The organism is Rathayibacter sp. AY1C4 (assembly GCF_002932195.1).
Classification (GTDB): domain Bacteria; phylum Actinomycetota; class Actinomycetes; order Actinomycetales; family Microbacteriaceae; genus Rathayibacter.
The window spans coordinates 24945-45143 of record NZ_PSWE01000028.1 but is presented as its reverse complement, the minus strand read 5'-3'; the positions used below and the strand labels follow the sequence as shown (position 1 = coordinate 45143).

Genomic DNA, 20199 nt, shown 5'->3' with positions numbered 1-20199 from the left:
GGAACCGGCATGACCATGCTCGGCGTCTGCGTCGTGCAGGTCGCCGCGGCGATCGGAGCCGTCTACTTCGGCGCCCGCCCCGGAGCCGCGCACGACGAGTTCCGGTCCGACGCCTACCGCTCGGTGGGCGAGATCATCGCCGCCGGGAAGCCGCGCCGACGCCGCTGGGACCTCGTGCTCTCGATCCTCGGCTGCCTCGCCCTCGGCCTGCTCACGATCGTGCTCGGCTACCTCGCCGCGATCCTCTCGGTCTTCCCCGCGCAGTGCGAGGGCCAGAACTTCGCCTGCGACTTCGACCGGATCGACTGGGGCGTCTCGATCGCGCTGATCGGGCCGCCCGCGCTGACGCTGATCGCCGTGGCCGTGACGGTCGTGCGCTACCTCGTGGGCCGTCGCGCGTTCCTCGTGCCGGTCATCGGGTTCGTGCTCTGCATCGCCACCGCGTTCCTCGCCTCCTCGCTCGTGACGAGCTCGATCCCCGGTTCGGCGCTGGTCTAGCACTTACCCGGGGGGCGCGTCAGCGGTCGGACCGGTCGGCGCTGGTCCAGCACCGACCCGGGGGCGCGTCAGCGGTCGGCGTGCTCGGGGCGCGATCGCGCGGTCAGCCGCAGGCGGGCTCGTCGTTCAGCGTGACCGCGGTGGGGTTGATCATCGGAGTCACCCGCACGGTCTGGTCGCCGAAGCCGGAGGCGTCGCCGGCGCTGAACTGCACGTCGAACGTCTCGGACTGGCCGGGCGAGAGCTGCACGGCGACCTTCGAGACGGGACGGCCGAGGTCGTCGAGGCTCTCGGGTCCGTAGCCCGTGCCGTCGGCCCAGGCCGCGCTCGACACCGTGGTCCCGGGAGGGCCGTAGACGTAGATGTTGGTGACGAAGTCGCCCAGGGGGTACGCACCGCGCCCGCCGGCCGCGGCGACGTAGCCGGGCAGCGTCCGAGCGACCGCCTTCGAGATCGTGTTGGTCACGGTGACGGAGGTGGTGAAGACCGCGCCGGAGGCGGCGCACCGGCCCGCGCTCGACTGCGTGACCGCCGTGCTCAGGTAGTAGTCCATCTTCGAGCCGCCCGAGGCGTCCTGGAAGAACACTCCGGTGGTCGTGCCGTCGGTCGTCGTCTGCGGCAGGACCCCCGCGATCGGCGTGGGCGCGAGGAGCGCCTGCTCGTCGGCGTCGGAGCTGTAGGCGAGGATGCGGCTCTCGTCGACCGCCTTCACGATCGCCGGGAGCATCTTCGTGGGCTCCATCTCCCCGCCGAGGATCTTCCCCAGGACCGTCGCGCTCGCCTCCGAGAAGAACTCGTCGGTGCGCTCGGCCACGACCGACTCCGGGTAGCGGAAGTAGACCTCGTTGAGCAGGGTCGAGACGGTGTTCTCGCTCGTGAGGACCGTGCCGTCGGTGAGGGTCACCGGCCCGGTCGAGCCGAGGAGGTAGGAGAGGGCGACGGGGTCGATCGCGAGGACGCCGTCGATCCTCTGCTCGGGGAACTTCTGCGCCCAGAACTGGGAGGCGATCGAGGCGGCCGTCGGGAAGTCGGGGCGGCTGGTCGAGACGTTGAAGGTCGTCGCCATGTTCTCGCCGATGGTGTCGAGCGCGCTCTGGTCGACGGTGACGGGCGCCAGACCGCGGAAGTCGCCGCTGCCCAGCTGACGGCCGATCGAGATCGCGCCGCCGTCGACGTCGAGCTGCATCACCGACGACGCGCCGCCGCCCAGAGCCTGCGACTCCGCCAGGTTCTGGAACATCACCAGGTAGTGGCGCGGGCCGGACGCTCCGAGGGAGTCGGGGAGGATCGCGGTGAGCGGCTCGACCTGCTCCATCGCCGCGGTCGCGGTGGCCAGCTGCGGAGTGAAGGAGTCGAGGGCCGAGGCGACCTGCGGCACCAGCGGGCCGCGGTCGATGCCCTCGACGCGGGTCTGCGCCGCGTCGACGACCTCCTTGGCGACGGTGATCTTCTGCGAGAGCTCGGTGATCGCCGCGAGGTCGACCCTGCCGTCGACGGGCTTGAGGATGTCGAGCGAGGTCGTGGAGAGCGGCGTGACGATCCGGCCGGAGACGTCGTCGGCGATCTCGGTCGCGGCGCGGACCGCGGACAGGTTCGGCCCGAGGACGGGCACCACCTCCATCACCCGCCACACCGGGTCCTCGGTCTCGTCGCGCGCCTCGCCGGTGAGGGTCGCGATCCGGCCCGCGGTCTCCTCCGCCCCGGAGGTGTCGAACGTCGTCAGCCTGTCCGTCACCTGCGACACCAGCGGGATCGCCTCGGTCAGCTTGTCGCGGACGGTCATCGCCTTGTCGTAGGTGCGCACGCCGAGGAGCACCGCGACGACGGCGCCGATCAGCAGGACCAGGAGGACGATCAGCGTGATCCAGAGGCCGCGACGGCGGCGCGGCCTGCCGCGGGTGGAGCGGTCGGCGGACGTGGTGGTGCTCATTCGAGAGAGCCTAAGCGACGGTCGGCGGAGTGCGACCGGGCCCGCGCCACCGGCCCCGTCCCAGGACGAGGGACACGCGATGCGGATGCGCGGGCCGTCCGGCGCCTCCGCCGGGACCGAGCGGGAGGCGGGATGCTGCTCCGCTCAGCCCAGCAGGAGGGACACCCCGATGAGCACGGGCACCGCGGCGACCGTGGTCACGAGGGCCGTGTCGCGGGCGACGGCGACGCCCCGGTCGTAGCGCGAGGCGAAGGTGAAGATGTTCTGCGCGGTCGGCAGCGCGGCGGTCACCGTCACCACGAAGAGGTGCTCGGAGTCGAGGTGGAACGCGAAGCGCCCCAGCAGCAGCGCGACCGCCGGCATCACCAGCGACTTGAGGACGGAGGCGACGACCACCTCGACCCGCGCCGGCCCCGCCTCCAGCGGCCGCTGCCCGCGCAGCGACATCCCGAAGGCGATCAGCACCAGCGGGATCGATGCGTTGCCGATGATCGAGAACGGCTGCAGCACGGGCGCGGGCAGCTCGACGCCGGTGAGTGCGACGACGAGGCCGAGGGCGGAGGCGATGATCATCGGGTTCCGCAGCGGCTGCGTGAGGATCGCGCCGACCGAGGTCCGCCCGCTCGTCGAGACGTCGAGCAGCGTCAGGATCGTCGGCGCGAGGACGATCAGCTGCAGGAGGAGCGTCGGGGCCACCCACTGCGGATCGCCCAGCACGTAGATGGCGACCGGCAGCCCGATGTTGTTGGCGTTGACGTAGGAGGAGGCCGCGGTCCCGACCACCGTCTCCGGCAGCGGGCGGGGGAAGAGCAGCCGCGAGGCCAGCACGTAGAGCAGGGCGACGGTCAGCACCGTCAGGAGCGAGACGAGCAGGAACGAGGAGAAGAGGACGGAGACGTCGGCCCGCGACAGCACGGTGAACAGCAGCGCCGGCGTCGTGACGAAGAAGGCGATCCGCGACAGGATCAGCCGGCTCTCGGGCGGGACGATCCGGAACCGCGCGATCAGGTAGCCGACCGCGATGACGACCCCGATGATCGAGAAGCCGGTGAGCACGCCCTCCACGCCGCCGCCTCCCCGCCGCGGCCCGTCCGCTGTCGCGCCTCCACCCTAGGCAGTGGCCGGGCGTTGCAGCGCCGGCGGGACGCGCCTACGGTGTGCGGCATGCCGCATCTCGAGGTCCCCGGCGCGAGCCTCTACTGGGAGGCGGACGGCCACGCCTCCGCGCCCGCCCTGCTGCTCGTGCACGCGGGCATCGCCGACCTGCGGATGTGGGACCCGCTCGTCCCCGACCTCTCGCGCGACCGGCTGGTGGTCCGCTACGACGTCCGCGGCGCGGGCGGAACGAGCACGGAGGACGTGGAGTACGACCCGCGCCGGGACGCCCTGGACGTGCTCGACCACCTCGGGGTCGAGCGCGCGGTGGTCGTCGGCTGCTCGCGGGGCGGGACGCTCGCGCTCGACCTGGCGCTCGAGCATCCGGAGCGGGTGACCGGCCTGGTCGTGATCGCGCCGGGCCTGGCGGGCTTCGACTACCCCGCGCTGACGGCGGAGGAGGAGCGGCGCTTCGGGGAGGTCGAGGCGCTGGAGCTCGCGGGCGAGCGGGAGGCCGCGGCGATCGTCGAGGCGGAGCTCTGGGCCGTGGGTCCCGACCGCTACGCGGACGACGTGGCTCCGGAGTTCCTCGCGCGGGTCCGGGAGCTCGCGCTCACGGGCGTCGGCCACGAGGCGGAGGCCCCCCGCCCGATCGATCCCTCCGGGCCGGCGGGCGAGCGGCTCGGGGAGATCGCCGTGCCGACCCTCGTCGTGGCGGGCGCGCACGACCTCTCCGAGTCGCTGCCGGTCTGCGAGCACCTCGCCGCCGAGGTGGGCGGTGCCGAGCTGCACGTGCTCGAGGACGCGGCGCACCTGCCCGGCCTCGAGCACCCCGAGGAGTTCCTCGCGGTGCTGCGGCCGTGGCTGGAGCGCCACGGGATCTGATCAGGCCACGGCGGCCAGGTCGAACGCCCAGTCCACGTAGAGCTCCGGCGGTTCGCCCTGCTCGACGAGGTCGATCCGGTCGAAGCCGGCCTCGACGCAGGTCGCGCCCGCGTCCAGGTCGCTCTCCGCCACGAAGGCGTGCACGAAGCGGGGCACGGGGAACGCCGCCGCCTCCTCGAGCAGCATCCGCACGGAGTCCGCGGTGATGCCGCGGGCGTGCGGAGCGATGCTCCACGCCGCCTCGTAGGCGACGACGCCGCGCGAGCAGCCGTACCAATAGCCGATGGAGCCGACGGAGAGTCCGTCCAGCTCGACCACGTAGAAGAACGCGTCGCCGTCCGCCCAACCGCGCAGGTAGCGGTCGTGGCGCACGAGGATCTCGCTCTCGCTCTCGAGTCCGCCGCCCGCGTGCGCGAGGGTGTCGCGCAGGACGGAGGCGTCCGCCTGCGGCCAGGGGAGCAGGCGGAGGTTCTCGGGGTGGTGGTCGATGCTGGCTGTTCTCTGGTCGCTTCCGGGTTCGGGTCCCGTCACGCGCTCCGATCCTCTCTCTCAGGATGGCTCGCCGATCGAGCGCGCCGCCAGGGTGTTCGGCGCGCCTGTCCGATCGGATGTCTCCGCACTCGGGATGCGGACACGGTGTCGCCCCATCTTCGACCCGATGAGGGGAGGGAAACGGAAGCGGTGAGGAATGTAGCCCCGGACGGGGGGTGGCGCCTGCACAACACCTGGGCAACCGCTGACCGCGGGGCCGGAGAGGGGCGGCGGAGACGTGCGCCCGCCCCCGCGAGATCGCCGCTTCGCTCCGCTGAGACGCAAGAAAAGCGCGCGCACGAGCCCATACGCTCGGAGTCGGAGCGCGTTCCGCTCCTGCAGCCCCGTATCACCAGCGTGAGGAGGATCACCATGTCGCAAGCCGTGCAGAGCACCGTCGTCGGAGAACCCGAGGTCGTCGAGGACCGCGTGGAGGACTCCGCCGCCTGGCTCGACCTGAAGGCGGCCGCCGCCGCGCTGCAGCCGCTCCAGTCCCAGGACGGCTCGCTCGCCGAGCCCGAGTGGCTCGAGGAGGCGCGCACCCTCGTCGAGCGGATCGTCGCCGGCGTCCGCACCCTCGCCCCCGCGTTCCCGCACGACGCCGCGTACCTCGACGCGCTGGTCGTCGACCTCGAGCGCTGGAGCGCCGGCGGACTCGGCCTGCCCGACTTCCTCGACTCGCTCACCGCGTTCCAGCCGCAGCTCGAGCGCGTCGACGGCCGCCGCCACCTCGTCGTCTTCCCCATGTACACCCAGAACGGCAGCCGCGACCGCCACGTCGAGGCCGTCCTCGTCGAGGTCGTCTGGCCGCGGTTCGTCGCCGAGCTGGAGGCGGGCGACTACTCTAACGCCCTCTTCGTGCCCGTGCGCTTCGTCGACTTCACCGCCGGCTACGACACCGACAGCGCCGTGCTGTTCCCCGAGACGGTCGCGATGCGCTCCGTCCCGTCCTTCACCTGGGGCGCGATCTTCGCCGACCGCGAGGCGGCCCGGTTCCGCCGCGTCGTCACGGAGGCGGCCCGGATCACCCGTCTCGAGCTCCCGGAGGACGCGCAGCGCCTGCTGGCCGACCAGCGCCTGGCGGAGGAGTCCTTCGTGATGTGGGACCTCATCCACGACCGCACCCACATGCGCGGCGACCTGCCGTTCGACCCGTTCATGATCAAGCAGCGGATGCCCTTCTTCCTCTACTCGCTGGAGGAGCTGCGGTGCGACCTCACCGCCTTCCGCGAGGCCGTCGCCATCGAGCGCCGCCTCGGCGCGCTCGACCGCCGCGACGACGAGGAGGAGGCGCTGGCCGAGCGCTCGCGCTTCGTGCAGTACGCGATCCTGTTCGACCGGCTCTTCCGCTTCCCGCTCACCGGGTCGCGGGTGCGCAACTACGACGGCCTCGGCGGCCAGCTGCTCTTCGCCTGGCTGCACCAGCACGGCGTCCTGCACTGGACCGACACCCGGCTGGCGTTCGAGTGGGACGGCGTCGCCGACGTGGTCGTCGCCCTCTCGGACGCCATCGACGAGCTCTACTGGCGATCGATCGACCGGCCGAAGACGGCGCACTGGCTGGCCGCGCACGAGCTGATCGCGGCCACTCTCGCTCCGCACCCCGCCTCCGCCTGGGCCCGCGGGCTCCCGGACGAGGTGCTGCTCGGCGCCCCGCGCGGGCTCACCGACGCGGTGCTGGACGACGAGTTCCCGCTGTCGATGTTCTACGAGGCCCTCGGGAAGAAGATGGGCGACGTCATCGCCTCGACCCGGGGCATCACCGGCCGGGACTGACGTCGCGCCCGGGAGGTGGCGGGGTGCGCTCCTCCGCCTCCCGGGGCCCCGTCCGACCGGCGTCGGTTAGCGTGGGGCGCATGCCCTCAGGTGACGGAGCCGCGGACCCGCTCGACGCGGGCTGGATCCGGCGAGCGCCGAGCCGGGCCGGATACGTGCGCGATGCGGTCACCGCGGGGATCCTGCTGGTGGCGACGATCGTCTCCGTCGCGCTGTACTCCTCGGCGGGCTTCCCGGACGCGGCGCACCCCGTCGTCAGCGCCCACTGGGCCGTCCTGATGACCCTTCCCCTCGCGCTGCGCCGCCGGTTCCCCGCGAGCGTGGCGGCCGGGCTCTCCGTCGTCTACGCGCTCGGGATCGTGCTCCAGGTGCCGGAGTCGCTCTTCGGCCAGATCTGCCTGTTCCTCGCGCTCTACACGGTCGGCGCGTGGGGCCGGAACCGGCGCACGGCGCTCGTCGTCCGAGTGGCGATCGCGGTCGGGATGCTGGGCTGGCTGCTCACCACCCTCGCCACGGGCGAGTACTTCGGCAGCTCCGTGCCGGTCGACGACTCCCCCGGCCTGCTCTCGCCCTACGCGGCGGAGTCGGCCCTCGCGGTCGTGTCGAACCTGCTCTACTTCGGCAGCGCCTACGTCTTCGGCGAGGCGTCGTGGCAGTCGGCCCGCCGGCTGGAGGCGCTCGAGACGCGCACGGCCGAGCTCGACGACGAGCGGGAGCGCTCCTCGCGGCAGGCCGTGTCCTCCGAGCGGCTGCGGATCGCGCGCGAGCTGCACGACGTGGTCGCGCACCACGTCAGCGTGATGGGCGTGCAGGCGGGAGCGGCGCGGCGGGTGCTGGCGCGGGATCCGGAGCGGGCGGCGGCATCGCTCAGCGCCATCGAGGGCGACGCGCGCTCGGCGATCGAGGAGCTGCACCGCATCCTGGTCGCGCTGCGCGCCGAGGACGCGGTCCCGAATCCGCTCACCGACGCCGCGTCCACCCGCGGGGTGGCCCAGCTCGAGGAGCTGGTCGCGGCGTCCAGCGGGTCGGGCCTGCCCACCGTCTTCCTCACCCTCGGCACGCCCCGCGAGATCCCCGCGACGGTGGGGCTCAGCCTCTACCGCATCGCGCAGGAGTCGCTCACGAACGTCCGCAAGCACGCGGGGCGCGGCGCGCACGCCGAGGTGCGCCTCCGCTACGCCCCCGACGCGGTCGAGCTCGAGATCGCCGACGACGGCGGGTCCGGCCCGCACCCGAGCGCTCCCGCCTCCTGCGGACTGGGGCACACCGGCATGAGCGAGCGCGCGGCCGCGGTCGGCGGCTGGATCGAGATGGGGCCGAGGGGCGGAGGCTACCTCGTGCACGCCCGGGTGCCGCTGTCCCCCGTCCGGGCGAGCGTGCCGGACGCCGACGACCCGGTACCGTCGTCGGAGACGTCGCGGGGGCGTCAGGAGCGAGCGAGCGGGGGCCGCCCATGACCGAGCACGTGCGCGTGCTGCTCGTCGACGACCAGGAGCTCGTCCGCGTGGGCTTCCGCATCATCCTCGAGTCGGAGCCGGGGATCGAGGTGGTCGGCGAGGCCCGCACCGGTCTCGAGGCCCTGCAGCGCGCCTCCGAGCTGCGCCCCGACGTGATCTGCATGGACGTGCAGATGCCCGGCCTCGACGGCCTGGCCGCGACCCGCGAGATCGTGGCCGACCCGCGCCTGTGCTCGCGGGTGCTCATCCTCACCACCTTCGACCGCGACGACTACCTCTTCGAGGCGCTCTCGGCCGGCGCCAGCGGGTTCCTGCTCAAGAACGCGTCGCCGGAGGAGCTGGTCGAGGCCGTGCAGGTGGTCGCCCGCGGCGACGCGATGCTCGCCCCCGACGTCACCCGGCGCGTGATCGAGCGGTTCGCGTCCGTGCCCGAGCACACGCCGGCCGCGGCCGAGCACTCCGGAGTGGCCGACCTGACGGACCGCGAGCGGGAGGTGCTCGTGCACCTGGCGCGGGGCTGGTCGAACGCCGAGATCGCGGCCGAGCTGTTCGTGGGCGAGGCGACCGTGAAGACGCACGTCTCGAAGATCCTGATGAAGCTCGGCGTGCGCGACCGGATCCAGGCGGTCGTGTTCGCCTACGAGCACGGGATCGCGGTACCGGGGCGCCCCTGAGCGGTCGGCCGGGCGGTCAGCGCCGGGACTGGCTCGAGGCCGGGCGCGGCGGGGTGCGGCGGACGAACTCCATCCGGATCTCCGGCACGATCTTCCGGTCGAGCACGACCGTCATGTAGCGGCCGTCGACGCGGGCGCCGATCGCGACCACGTCCGGATCGGTGTCCACGCGGTAGCCGCGCAGCGCCTCCCCGTCCACGATCACCGGGACGCCCCGCACGACGTCCTCGTCGCGGAGGGCGGCGGCGACCACCGGCATCCCGCCGCGGCGGCTGCGCACGCGGCCCGGGAAGGTGTTGCGGAGCACGTCGCCCATATGGGCCGCGAGGCGGGACTCCAGGGGCCGGCTGCGCTCGGCGGGGATCGGCACGGAGGTGCGGACCGCCTCCCAGAGCACCGGGTACCGCATCCGCGTCACCTGGTCGACCATCCACGGCGGCAGGTGGTCGTTCTCGGCGCGCTCGATCGCGCGCTTCTGCTCGGGGGACAGCGGGACGTGGTTGACGGGGTCGGCGCGGTTGCGCGGGTTCTTGTAGAACGAGTACGAGAGCGAGATCTCGACGAAGCGGCCGAGCGCCATCGTCTGCGCCGCGGCGAACTCCTCCAGCCTCGGCTGGGGCGCGAACGCGAGGACGGGATCGCCGAAGCGAGCCGCGATCTCGTCCACCCCGGGAGGGGCGGGCATGTCGCGGACAGCTCCCGTCGTGTCCATGCGCATACGTCAAGAGTGGCCTGCCTCCCAGCCGATACCAACTTCTTGACGGAGATCGGCTTTCGGGTCGTCGTCCTTTCACCTGCCCGAAACATGCGGGAGGCAGGAGGGGTGTCTCGGCGGGCGCCTCCGGGGCTCCTCCGGGCGGCGGGCTGCGAAGATGGAGGGATGAGCGCTCTGCACGATCCCGACGTCCGCGGCTTCGCCTCCGACAACTACTCCGGAGTGCACGACGAGGTCCTCGCCGCGATCGCCGCGGCCAACGGAGCGCACCAGATCGCCTACGGCGAGGACGTCTACACCGAGCGCCTGCAGGAGGCGTTCCGCCGCGAGTTCGGCGAGCAGGCCCAGGCCTTCCCCGTCTTCAACGGCACGGGCGCCAACGTCACCGGCCTGCAGTCGATGCTGCCCCGGTGGGGCGCCGTCGTCTCGGCGGGCACCGCGCACATCACCTCCGACGAGGGCGGAGCGCCCGAGAAGGTCGGCGGGATCAAGATCCTCACGGTCCCCACGCCCGACGGCAAGCTGACCCCGGCGCTGGTCGACCAGGAGGCGTGGGGCTTCGGCGACGAGCACCGCGCCCAGCCGCTCGTGGTCTCGATCACCCAGTCCTCCGAGCTCGGCACCGTCTACACCCCGGAGGAGGTGCGCGCGCTCGCCGACCACGCGCACGGCCTCGGCATGCGGCTGCACATGGACGGGGCGCGCATCGCGAACGCCGCGGCCGCCCTCGGCCTGCCCCTGCGCTCCTTCACGACCGACGCAGGCGTCGACGTGCTCTCGTTCGGCGGCACCAAGAACGGCATCCTGCTCGGCGAGGCGATCGTCGTGCTCGACCCGGCGGCCTCGACCGGGCTGACCTTCCTCCGCAAGACCAACATGCAGCTGTCCTCCAAGATGCGCTTCATCTCGGCGCAGCTGCTCGCCCTGCTCGGCGACGGCGGCGAGGAGGAGCCCCTGTGGCTCCGCTCGGCCCGGCACGCGAACGCCATGGCGGCGCGCCTGCGCTCGGGGCTCGAGGAGGCGATCGCCGCCGGCCGGATCACCGGGCTCGAGTTCACGCAGCAGACCCAGGCCAACGCGGTGTTCGCGACGCTGCCGCCCGGAGTCGCGGACCGGCTCCGCGCCGCCTACCGCTTCTACGACTGGAACCCGGCGACCGGCGAGGTCCGCTGGGTCTGCTCCTTCGACACGACGGAGGACGACATCGACGCGTTCACGGCCGCGATCGAGCGCGAGCTGGCCGCGTGAGGGCCCGCCTCCCGCGCCTGGCGACGGTCGGCGCCGCGCTCGCCGTTCTCGTCGCGCTGACGGGCTGCACGTCGGCCGAGCGCTCGGACGTCGCGGCCAACCCGTCGGCGTCCGAGACCGCCGCTCCGACTCCCTCCGCGACTCCGACGCCCTCGCCCACGCCCACGGCCTCGACCCGCCTGGGCTGCGACTCCCTCCTCCCCGCCACGCGGGCGGCCTCGGCGCTGGGGGTCTCCCGCAGCGCTCTCGAGGGCAGCCGCGAGGTGACGACGCGCTCCTCGGGCGAGCTGATCCGCGAGGCCGCGGAGGAGAACGGCGGAGTGCTCCGCTGCGCCTGGTACGACGAGGACGCCTCGATCACCGCGGCCGCGGTCGACGACGCCGCCGAGGCCTTCGCCGGCCGTCCGGGCCCGCGCCTCGAGACCGCCGTCGAGGCCTACGGCTCCTGCACCGACGGCAGCTGCGACCTGGACCTGCTCGCCGGCGCCACCTGGGTGACGCTGCAGCTGCGCGGCGCCCCCGCGGCCGTCGACCTCGCCGCGCTGGCGACCGGCACCGCCTCCGCCGCGCTCGGCACCCTCGACGAGCCGGTCACCGCGACGGCGCCCGTCTGCACCGAGGTCCTGACGGCCGAGCAGCTGTCCGGTGCCGCCGGTCTCGCGCAGGCGACCGCGGGGACGGGGACCGGGACGCCGACCACCGCGTCGGCCGCTGCCGCCGCCCGGGCCGGGTACGCCTCCTGCAGCTGGAGCGACGCCTCCAGCGCCGCCTACTCGGGCGTGACGGTCGACGCGCTCCCGAACGGCGACGACGGCTGGCGGAACCTCTCGCTGACCTCGGGCCTGGCGATCCCGCTCGAGCCGCTCGACGGCTTCGGCGAGAAGGCCCTCACCGGCTGCGCGGCGGGCGTCTGCGAGATCGACGCGCTCGCCGACGACGTGTGGTGGCGCGTGACCGTCACCGGCGACGCGGCGAAGGCCGAGGCCGTCGCCCGCGCCGTGCTCGCGAACGCCTGACCCGGGCACCCCGCTCCTCCTCCGCGAGCGGGTCAGCGCCAGTACTCGTACCAGGACGACTCGCGGCAGCCGAGGGACGCGTAGAGGCGGCGGGCGCCGACGTTCTCGGCGAGCACCTGGAGCCAGAAGCGCGCGACGCCCCGGCCGGACGCGTCCTCGAGGAGGGCGCGGATCACGGCGGAGGCGAGCCCGCGGCGCCGGGCGTCCGGCCGGGTCGCCAGCGCGAAGAGGCCGCCCCAGAGCTCGCCGTCCGGCGCCGTGACGAGCGCGAGGCGGCCGGTCGCGGCCGGGCCGTCCCCGTCGACGGCGAGCGCGTAGGAGGAGGGGCAGCCCGCGAGGATGCGCTCGGCGACCGCGCGCTCCTCCGCTCCACCGCGACCGTCCACCGACCACCAGAGGGCGAGCCAGTCCTCGTCGGGAGCCGGGGCGAGGCGGACGCGAGGCTGCGGCGCGGGCCTCGGCGGCACTGGCCTCGACGGCGCGGACCCCGACGTCGTGGACAGGGCGGCGAGCGCCTCCTGCACCGAACCCGTCAGCACGAGCGTCCGGTCGATCGGCGCGGCGCCCCGCTCGGCGAGCAGCCCGGTCAGACCGGCGGGGCTCGGCGGTCCGATCTGCACGAGGGGTGCGATCCCGTGCTCGCGGGCGAACGCCTCCGCCGTGTCGAGGGCCGCCCCCTGGTCGACGACGTCGCCGGACGCGAGCACCGAGTTCGCGCGCTTGGTGACCCCCGAGGAGGCGCGCAGCTCCCATGGGCCGAGGGGGCGCCGCACGAGCGCGGGCCAGGCGTCGGCGGCGAGGCGGTCGAGCAGGCGCGGATCCATCGGGCCACGGTAGCGGGAGCGGCGCCGGAGCCCTGTGGACGCCCCCGGAGACGACTCCGGCCCGCCGGATCCGCCGCGGACGAGCCGAGCGGGATCCTGCGGGCCGGAGGCCGTGGAGGGACGAGCCCTACATGTTGATCATGTGCCCCTTGAGGCCGTGGAAGCCCTCCTGCAGCGCCTCCGACAGCGTCGGGTGGGTGTGCACGTTGCGGGCCAGCTCGGTCGCGGTGAGGTCCCACTTCTGGGCGAGCGTGAGCTCGGGGAGCAGCTCCGAGACGTCCGGACCGATCATGTGGGCGCCGAGGAGCTCGCCGTACTTCTTGCTCGCGATGAGCTTCACGAAGCCGGTGGGCTCGCCGAGGCCGTGGGCCTTGCCGTTCGCCATGAAGGGGAAGGTCGAGACGGTGATCTCGTGTCCCTCGTCCGTCGCCTGCTTCTCGGTGAGGCCGAAGGAGGCGATCTGCGGCTGGCAGAACGTCGCGCGCGGCATCATCCGGTAGTCGCCCAGGGTCTGGGTCTCGGCACCGGCGAGGGTCTCGGCGGCGACGACGCCCTGCGCCTCCGCGACGTGCGCGAGCTGGAGCTTCGCGGTGACGTCGCCGATGGCGTAGATGTGCGGCACGTTGGTGCGCATGTGGTCGTCGATCGCGATCGCGCCGCGCTCGGTGAGCTCGACGCCCGTCTTCTCGAGGCCGAAGCCCTCGGTGCGGGGGACCCAGCCGATCGACATGAGCACCTTGTCGACCTCGAGGGTCGACTGCGTGCCGTCCTTCGCGGTGTAGGTGACCGTGACGTAGCCGTCCTTGTCGACGACCGACTCGACCTTGGTCGAGGTCAGGATCTCGACGCCGAGCTTCTTGTACTGCTTCTGGATCTCCTTGGAGACGTCCGGGTCCTCGTTGGGGAGGGCGCGGTCCATGAACTCGATGATCGTCACGTCGACGCCGTAGTTCTTGAGGACGTAGGCGAACTCCATGCCGATCGCGCCCGCGCCCACGATGGCCATCGTGTCGGGGAGCTCGCGGGTCATGATCTGGGTCTCGTAGGTGACGACGTTCTCGGAGAGCTCGACGCCGGGCAGGAGGCGGACGCTCGCGCCGGTCGCGATGATCGCGTCGTCGAAGGTCAGCGACTCCGTGCCGCCCTTGCTCAGCTGCACGTCGAGGCCCTGCGGGCCGGTGAAGGAGCCGACGCCGTCGAACTCGGCGATCTTGTTCTTCTTCATCAGGAAGTGGACGCCCTTGGTGCGGCCGTCCGCGACCGAGCGGCTGCGGTCGAACGCCGCGCCGAAGTCGAACGAGACGTCGCCCGAGATGCCGAACTGCTTCGCCTGGGTGTGGAAGAGGTGGGCGAGCTCCGCGTTGCGCAGCAGCGCCTTGGACGGGATGCAGCCGACGTTGAGGCAGACACCGCCCCAGTACTGCTTCTCGACGACGGCGACGGACTTGCCGAGCTGGGCGGCGCGGATCGCGGCCACGTATCCGCCGGGGCCTGCCCCCAGGACGACGACGTCGAAGTGCTGGGCCATGGATGATCCTCCAGAGTCGTGGATGGTGGTGCGCGGGGTGACCACGCCGTCTCCCACCGTACCGTTCCGGGGCTCGGAGGCGGCCCGCTCCTCCGTGGGCGAACGCGCGCGCGGGCGCCTGCCGTGCACGCGCGGGAATGCCCGCGGGGCGGGGACGGTTGGGCTCCACGGGCGACGGAGCCCCTCCCCCAGTCCCCCGCACGGAAGAAGCCCCGCGATGTCCGCCACCGCCTCCCGCACCGCCAGCACCAGCGCCCCGATCCTCGACGTCCTCGCGGAGCGCTGGAGCCCCCGCTCCTACGACGCGTCCGCGACCGTCTCCGACGAGACCCTCGCGTCCCTCCTCGAGGCCGCGCGCTGGTCCCCGTCCGCCAGCAACTCGCAGCCGTGGCGCTTCATCGTCGCCCGCCGCGGAACCGACGGGTTCGACCGCATCGTCGCGACGCTCGCCGGCTTCAACGGCGCCTGGGCCGGCTCCGCCGCCGTCCTGGTCGTCGCGCTGGCCGAGACCGTCGACTCCGAGGGGAAGCCGCGCCCCTGGGCCGTCTACGACCTCGGCCAGTCGATCGCCCACCTCAGCGTCCAGGCGCACCACGAGGGCCTGCACGTGCACCAGATGGCCGGCTTCGACAAGGACGCCGTCCGCGCCGCGTTCAGCGTCGACGAGCGCTTCGACCCGGTGACGATCGCCGCGGTGGGAGTCGCGGCCGACGCCGACGCGCTGGCGAACGAGACCCTCCGCGAGCGCGAGACCGCGCCGCGCACCCGCCTGCCCCTCGAGGAGCTCGTGCTCGTCCAGGCGTAGCCCTCCGACGGAAGGCCTCCCCCGTCCGCGGACCGGGGAGGCCTTCCGCGTCCCACCCCCTGTGTTACTCCCCGTGTCGGTCCCCGCTGTGCCGCCGGGAGCCTCTCCGTACGATCGGACGATCCGCCCGCCCGTCCCGCTGCCCGGAGAGACATGCCCGCCACCCCCGCCGTCCGCACGAGCCTGGCCTTCGACGCCGAGCTCGGCCAGTCGGCGTTCCCCGTGCGCTTCGAGGGGGTCGGCCGCACCTTCGCGCCCGGGTCCCCCGTACTGACGGACGTGACGCTCGAGGCCGCCGCGGGCGAGGTCATCGCGATCCTCGGCCCGAGCGGCTGCGGCAAGTCGACGCTGCTGCGCATCGCGGCGGGCCTGGACACCGCCTCCGAGGGGTCCGTCCTCATCGACGGCGCCCCCGTCTCCGGCATCGACCCGCGCTGCGCGGTGGCGTTCCAGGAGCCGCGGCTGCTGCCCTGGCGGAGCATCGCCGACAATGTCGCGCTCGGACTGCCGCGCGGCACCCCGCGCCCGGCCGCCCGCGCCGCCGTCGACGAGCTGCTCTCGCTGGTCGGCCTCACCGCGCACGCCCGCTCGCGGCCCCGCGAGGTGTCCGGAGGCATGGCCCAGCGCGCCTCCCTCGCCCGCGCCCTCGCCCGGAACCCCGGCGTGCTCCTCCTGGACGAGCCCTTCGGGGCGCTCGACGCGCTGACCCGCCTGCGGATGCAGGACCTGCTGCTCGACGTGCACGCGGCGGCTCCGGCGACGATCCTGCTCGTCACCCACGACGTCGACGAGGCCCTCCAGCTGGCCGACCGCATCGTGCTCCTCGGGCGCGACGAGCCCGGAGGCGTCTCGCGCATCCAGCGGATCGTCACCGTCCCCGGCGCGCGGCCCCGCGACCGCGGCTCGGCGGAGCTCGCCGAGCACCGGGCCGAGCTCCTCGCGGGGCTGGGCATCGAGCGGCACTGACCCCGGGCGGATCGACCCGCGTCCCTCCACCCGGGCGGCACGGTCCGGGCGGCACGACCTCCCTCCCCAGCCGCCTCCTCCTCCCGCTCTCCACCGCACGAGCACCTCCCCGCACCGCCCCTCCCCTGCAGCGTCCACACTCGCTGTCACCGCATCCCCGAAGCCGAGGCCCCCATGTCGTTCACCAGCTCCCCGCTCACCCGCCGCACCGCTCTCGCCGGTCTGCTCACCGCCGCCGCCGTCCCGCTCCTCGCGGGCTGCGTGCAGGGCGAGGGCGGAGGAGGAGCGGCGGCCGCGACCGCCGACGCCGCCTCCGGAGGAACTCAGGGCGGCACGCTCACGCTCGACTTCGCGACGTACAACCCGCTGAGCCTGGTCATCAAGGAGAAGGGCTGGCTCGAGGCCGCCCTCGCCGAGCAGCAGGTCACCGTCGCCTGGGTGCAGTCGGCCGGCTCCAACAAGGCCAACGAGGCCCTGCGCGCCGGAGCGATCGACGTCGGCTCCACCGCCGGCTCGGCCGCACTGCTCGCCCGCTCGAACGGCTCGCCGATCAGGACGATCGACATCTTCTCGCAGCCGGAGTGGTCGGCCCTCGTCGTCCCCGCCGGCTCGGCGATCACGTCGGTCGAGCAGCTCGAGGGCAAGCAGATCGCGGCCACCAAGGGCACCGACCCGTACTTCTTCCTGGTGCAGGCGCTCGAAGCCGCCGGCCTGGGCATCGGCGACGTGACGGTGCAGAACCTGCAGCACGCCGACGGCTGGGCGGCGCTGCAGAACGGCTCCGTCGACGCCTGGGCGGGCCTGGACCCGATCATGGCCGGCGCCGAGGCGGCCGGGGCGACCCTGCTCTACCGCAACGTCGACTTCAACTCCTACGGCCTGCTCAACGCGACCGAGAGCTTCCTCGCCGAGAAGCCGGACCTCGCGCAGACCGTCGTGAACGCGTACGAGCACGCCCGCGCCTGGGCGCTCGAGAACCAGGACGAGACGGCGAGCATCCTCGCCTCCGTCGCCGGCCTCGACGTGGCGGTGGCGACGACGGTCATCACCGAGCGCAGCAACCTCGACGTCGACAACGTCCCCGGCTCCGCGCAGACCGACGTGCTCGCCGTGATCGGCCCGATCTTCGTCGAGAACGGCGACGTCGCCTCGCAGCAGCAGGTCGACGACGCGCTCGACTCGCTGCTCGACGACACCTACGCCTCGGCGGCCGACCCGAGCGCCATCGGCGCCTGAGGGTCCGGCCCTCCGCCCCCGACCCCGTGATCCGAGGAGACCGACGATGACGATCCGCGACGACGACACCGCGACCGACGCCGATGTGCTGCGCCGGAGCGCGCTGTCCGCGCCGATGCCGGGTGAGCCCGGACTCGTGACGGCGGGCCCGTCGGTCGCGGCCTCCCAGCGCCGCCTCCGCGAGGACCGCTCCCACCCGCTCACCACGCGACGGTGGTTCGTCGTCGCGGGAGGCGCGATCCTGCCCGTGCTGCTGCTCGCCGCTTGGCAGATCGCGACGACGACCGGGATGGTCTCGGTGGCGGTCTTCCCCTCGCCCGCGATGGTCTGGGCGGCCGGCGTCGACCTCGCCCAGCGCGGCGACCTCGGCCAGGACGTCGCCATCTCGACGCAGCGCGTCCTCATCGGGTTCGCGCTCGGCTCGGCGCTCGGGCTCGTGGTCGGCGCACTCTTCGGGCTCTCCCGCGTCTGGGAGGTCGTCCTCGGACCGACGCTCGGCGCGATCCGGGCGGTCCCGTCGCTGGCCTGGGTCCCGCTGCTGCTGCTCTGGATGGGCATCGGCGAGGAGTCGAAGATCACGCTGATCACGATCGGCGCGTTCTTCCCCGTCTTCACCACGGTGGCCACGGCGCTCGGCCACGTCGACCGGCACCTCGTCGAGGCGGGCCGCGCCTTCGGCCTCTCGGGCGTCCGGCTCTTCACGACGGTGCAGCTGCCCGCGGTGATCCCCTCCGTGATCTCCGGGCTGCGCCTCGCGCTCGCCCAGTCGTGGCTGTTCCTGGTCGCCTCCGAGCTCATCGCCTCCTCGATGGGCCTCGGCTTCCGCCTCATCGACAGCCAGAACAACGGCCGGATCGACCGGGTGTTCCTGGCGATCGTCCTGCTGGCCGTGCTGGGCAAGCTCACCGATGCCGTCGTCGGCGTGTTCCAGCGCTACGCCGTGAGGAAGTGGGCGTGAGCGCCGGGGAGGGAGCTCCGAGCGTGAGCGGGACGATCGCCAACCTGCTCGACGAGCACCGCCGGTTCCCCCCGCCCGCGGCCTTCGCCGCGCAGGCGAACGCGGGCGCGGAGGAGTACTCGCGCGCCGCCGCCGATCCGGTCGCGTTCTGGGAGGAGGCCGCCCGCCGCCTCGAGTGGGCGGAGCCGTGGCACACCGCCCACAGCTGGGAGCCTGCCGCTCCGCTGCCCGACGGCTCGCTCTCGGTGCCGCGCACGACCTGGTTCGAGGGCGGACGGCTGAACGTGGCCGTCAACTGCGTCGACCGCCACGTGGACGCGGGACGCGGCGGGAAGACCGCCCTCCACTTCGAGGGCGAGCGCGGCGACCGGCGGTCGATCACCTACGCCGAGCTCCAGCGCGAGGTCTCCCGCGCCGCTAACGCGCTGACCGCGCTCGGGATCGGGAAGGGCGACCGCGTCGTCGTCTATCTCCCGGTGATCCCCGAGACCATCGTCATCACGCTCGCGATCGCGCGGATCGGAGCGATCCACTCGCTCGTCTTCGGCGGCTTCTCCGCCGAGGCGGTGCGGTTCCGCGTGGAGGACACCGGCGCGAAGCTCCTGGTCACCACGGACGGGCAGTTCCGGCGCGGAGCGGCGGTGCCGGTCAAGGCGAGCGCCGACCGGGCGGTCGAGGGCGTCGCGTCGATCGAGCACGTCCTCGTCGTCCGCCGCACCGATGAGACCGACGTCCCGTGGACCCCGGGCCGCGACGTCTGGTGGCACGAGCTGGTCGACGCGCAGAGCGACGTCCACGAGGCCGAGGCCTTCGACTCCGAGACGCCGCTGTTCATCATCTACACCTCCGGCACGACCGGGAAGCCCAAGGGGCTGGTGCACACCAGCGGCGGCTACCTCACGCAGGCCTCCTGGACGCACTGGGCGGTGTTCGACGCGAAGCCGGACGACGTGCACTGGTGCACCGCCGACCTCGCCTGGGTCACCGCCCACACCTACGAGATCTACGGACCGCTCTCGAACGGGCTCACCCAGGTCATCTACGAGGGCACCCCGAGCACCCCGCACACCGCCCGGCACTTCGAGATCATCGAGCGGTACGGGGTGACCGTCTACTACACGGCGCCGACGCTGATCCGGACGCTGATGACCTGGTTCCCCGAGGGCGTGCCCGCCCGGTACGACCTGTCGAGCCTGCGCCTTCTCGGCACCGTCGGCGAGTCCATCAACCCCGAGGCCTGGGTCTGGTTCCACGAGGCGATCGGCGGCGGTCGCTGCCCGATCGTCGACACCTGGTGGCAGTCCGAGACCGGCGCCGCGGTGATGTGCCCGCTGCCGGGCGTCTCGACCCTCAAGCCGGGCTCGTCGCTCGGAGCCCTGCCCGGGCTCGGCGTCCTCGTGGTGGACGAGCACGGCGAGCGGGTGCCGAACGGCTCCGGCGGCTACCTCGTGGTCGACCGGACCGGGCCGGCGCTCGCCCGGACCGTGTGGGGCGACCCGGAGCGGTACCGCGACTCCTACTGGGCCCGCTACGCGTCCCAGGGGTGGTTCTTCTCGGGGGACGGCGCGAAGTACGACGCCGACGGCGACGTCTGGGTGCTCGGCCGCGTCGACGACGTCATCAACGTCTCCGGGCACCGCCTGTCCACGATCGAGATCGAGTCGGCACTCGTCGCCCATCCGGCCGTCGGCGAGGCCGGAGTCGTCGGAGTCGCCGACGCGACGACCGGCCAGGCCATCGCGGCGTTCGTCATCCCCTCCGACGAGGCCGTCGACCGCGCCGAGGAGGACCCGGCCTACTGGGCCGCGCTCGGCACGACGCTCTCGGCGCTCCTGCGCGACCACGTGGCGGTCGCGATCGGTCCGATCGCCAAGCCGCGCGACGTGGTGGTGGTGCCGGATCTGCCCAAGACCCGCTCCGGCAAGATCATGCGGCGGCTGCTCGGCGACATCCGCGACGGCCGCCCGCTCGGAGACGTGACGAGCCTCCAGGACGACACCGTCCCGGCGCGCATCGCCCGCATCGTCGCCGAGCGCGGGTAGGCGCCGCGCCAGTCG

At 73.3% G+C, this 20199-nt stretch carries 18 protein-coding genes; 12 read left to right on the top strand and 6 right to left on the bottom strand.

Annotation, left to right across the window (positions count from 1 at the left end):
- Positions 1–498 (top strand): hypothetical protein (locus tag C5C99_RS17200; RefSeq protein WP_181074610.1); only part of this gene is annotated, 498 nt, incomplete at its 5' end.
- Positions 499–601: 103 nt separating this feature from the next.
- Here C5C99_RS17200 and C5C99_RS13525 read toward each other — a convergent pair.
- Together C5C99_RS13525 and C5C99_RS13520 are read right to left on the bottom strand one after the other, a co-directional pair.
- The gene (locus C5C99_RS13525; RefSeq protein ID WP_104288814.1) at positions 602–2428 is read right to left on the bottom strand and encodes a DUF4012 domain-containing protein; all 1827 of its coding nucleotides are present in this window, start codon (positions 2426–2428) and stop codon (positions 602–604) included.
- A 144-nt stretch (positions 2429–2572) separates the two neighbouring features.
- Positions 2573–3493, bottom strand: a complete 921-nt coding sequence (locus C5C99_RS13520) for an AEC family transporter (protein WP_104340238.1) — start codon at positions 3491–3493, stop codon at positions 2573–2575.
- A gap of 99 nt (positions 3494–3592) precedes the next feature.
- Here C5C99_RS13520 and C5C99_RS13515 point away from each other — a divergent pair, with 99 nt between their 5' ends.
- Positions 3593–4408, top strand: a complete 816-nt coding sequence (locus C5C99_RS13515) for an alpha/beta fold hydrolase (RefSeq protein WP_104340237.1) — start codon at positions 3593–3595, stop codon at positions 4406–4408.
- Here the strand turns inward: C5C99_RS13515 and C5C99_RS13510 are convergent, their stop codons facing one another.
- Complete coding sequence (locus C5C99_RS13510) at positions 4409–4939, bottom strand: hypothetical protein (protein WP_104260956.1); 531 nt, start codon at positions 4937–4939, stop codon at positions 4409–4411. It abuts the gene before it with no gap.
- A gap of 372 nt (positions 4940–5311) precedes the next feature.
- Here C5C99_RS13510 and C5C99_RS13505 point away from each other — a divergent pair, with 372 nt between their 5' ends.
- From C5C99_RS13505 to C5C99_RS13495, 3 genes are all read left to right on the top strand, one after another.
- Positions 5312–6715, top strand: a complete 1404-nt coding sequence (locus C5C99_RS13505) for a DUF6421 family protein (protein WP_104340236.1) — start codon at positions 5312–5314, stop codon at positions 6713–6715.
- An 80-nt stretch (positions 6716–6795) separates the two neighbouring features.
- The gene (locus C5C99_RS13500; RefSeq protein WP_104260958.1) at positions 6796–8172 is read left to right on the top strand and encodes a sensor histidine kinase; all 1377 of its coding nucleotides are present in this window, start codon (positions 6796–6798) and stop codon (positions 8170–8172) included.
- Positions 8169–8846 carry a response regulator transcription factor gene (locus tag C5C99_RS13495; RefSeq protein WP_104250690.1) on the top strand — a complete coding sequence of 226 codons (678 nt, stop codon included), beginning with the start codon at positions 8169–8171 and terminating at the stop codon, positions 8844–8846. The genes C5C99_RS13500 and C5C99_RS13495 overlap by 4 nt, the downstream gene beginning before the upstream one ends.
- Positions 8847–8862: 16 nt before the next feature.
- On the opposite strand, the gene C5C99_RS13490 is transcribed toward C5C99_RS13495, so the two are convergent.
- The gene (locus C5C99_RS13490; RefSeq protein WP_104317757.1) at positions 8863–9558 is read right to left on the bottom strand and encodes a hypothetical protein; all 696 of its coding nucleotides are present in this window, start codon (positions 9556–9558) and stop codon (positions 8863–8865) included.
- Between the two features lie 168 nt (positions 9559–9726).
- Between C5C99_RS13490 and C5C99_RS13485 the strand changes: the two genes are divergently transcribed.
- Positions 9727–10809, top strand: coding sequence for a low specificity L-threonine aldolase (locus C5C99_RS13485; protein WP_104222816.1), 1083 nt, complete (start codon positions 9727–9729; stop codon positions 10807–10809).
- On the top strand, positions 10806–11825 hold the full coding sequence (locus tag C5C99_RS17195) for a hypothetical protein (RefSeq protein ID WP_181074609.1): 1020 nt from the start codon (positions 10806–10808) through the stop codon (positions 11823–11825). Before C5C99_RS13485 ends, C5C99_RS17195 begins: the two co-directional genes overlap by 4 nt.
- Positions 11826–11857: 32 nt before the next feature.
- Here C5C99_RS17195 and C5C99_RS13475 read toward each other — a convergent pair whose 3' ends face one another.
- Together C5C99_RS13475 and lpdA are read right to left on the bottom strand one after the other, a co-directional pair.
- The gene (locus C5C99_RS13475; RefSeq protein WP_104340235.1) at positions 11858–12649 is read right to left on the bottom strand and encodes a GNAT family N-acetyltransferase; all 792 of its coding nucleotides are present in this window, start codon (positions 12647–12649) and stop codon (positions 11858–11860) included.
- A gap of 127 nt (positions 12650–12776) precedes the next feature.
- Entirely contained in the window at positions 12777–14177 is a 1401-nt protein-coding gene (lpdA, locus tag C5C99_RS13470) for a dihydrolipoyl dehydrogenase (RefSeq protein WP_104222818.1), read from the bottom strand.
- A gap of 217 nt (positions 14178–14394) precedes the next feature.
- Here lpdA and C5C99_RS13465 point away from each other — a divergent pair, with 217 nt between their 5' ends.
- The 5 genes from C5C99_RS13465 to acs all read left to right on the top strand — a co-directional run bounded on the left by C5C99_RS13465 (position 14395) and on the right by acs (position 20184).
- Complete coding sequence (locus C5C99_RS13465) at positions 14395–14982, top strand: nitroreductase family protein (protein WP_104340234.1); 588 nt, start codon at positions 14395–14397, stop codon at positions 14980–14982.
- Between the two features lie 153 nt (positions 14983–15135).
- Positions 15136–15948: an ABC transporter ATP-binding protein gene (locus C5C99_RS13460; protein ID WP_104340233.1), complete on the top strand. Its 813-nt coding sequence runs from the start codon at positions 15136–15138 to the stop codon at positions 15946–15948.
- A gap of 174 nt (positions 15949–16122) precedes the next feature.
- Complete coding sequence (locus tag C5C99_RS13455; RefSeq protein WP_104225735.1) at positions 16123–17184, top strand: aliphatic sulfonate ABC transporter substrate-binding protein; 1062 nt, start codon at positions 16123–16125, stop codon at positions 17182–17184.
- A gap of 46 nt (positions 17185–17230) precedes the next feature.
- Complete coding sequence (locus C5C99_RS13450) at positions 17231–18142, top strand: ABC transporter permease (RefSeq protein WP_244229541.1); 912 nt, start codon at positions 17231–17233, stop codon at positions 18140–18142.
- A 23-nt stretch (positions 18143–18165) separates the two neighbouring features.
- Complete coding sequence (gene acs / locus C5C99_RS13445; RefSeq protein WP_104225883.1) at positions 18166–20184, top strand: acetate--CoA ligase; 2019 nt, start codon at positions 18166–18168, stop codon at positions 20182–20184.
- Positions 20185–20199 lie beyond the last annotated feature (15 nt).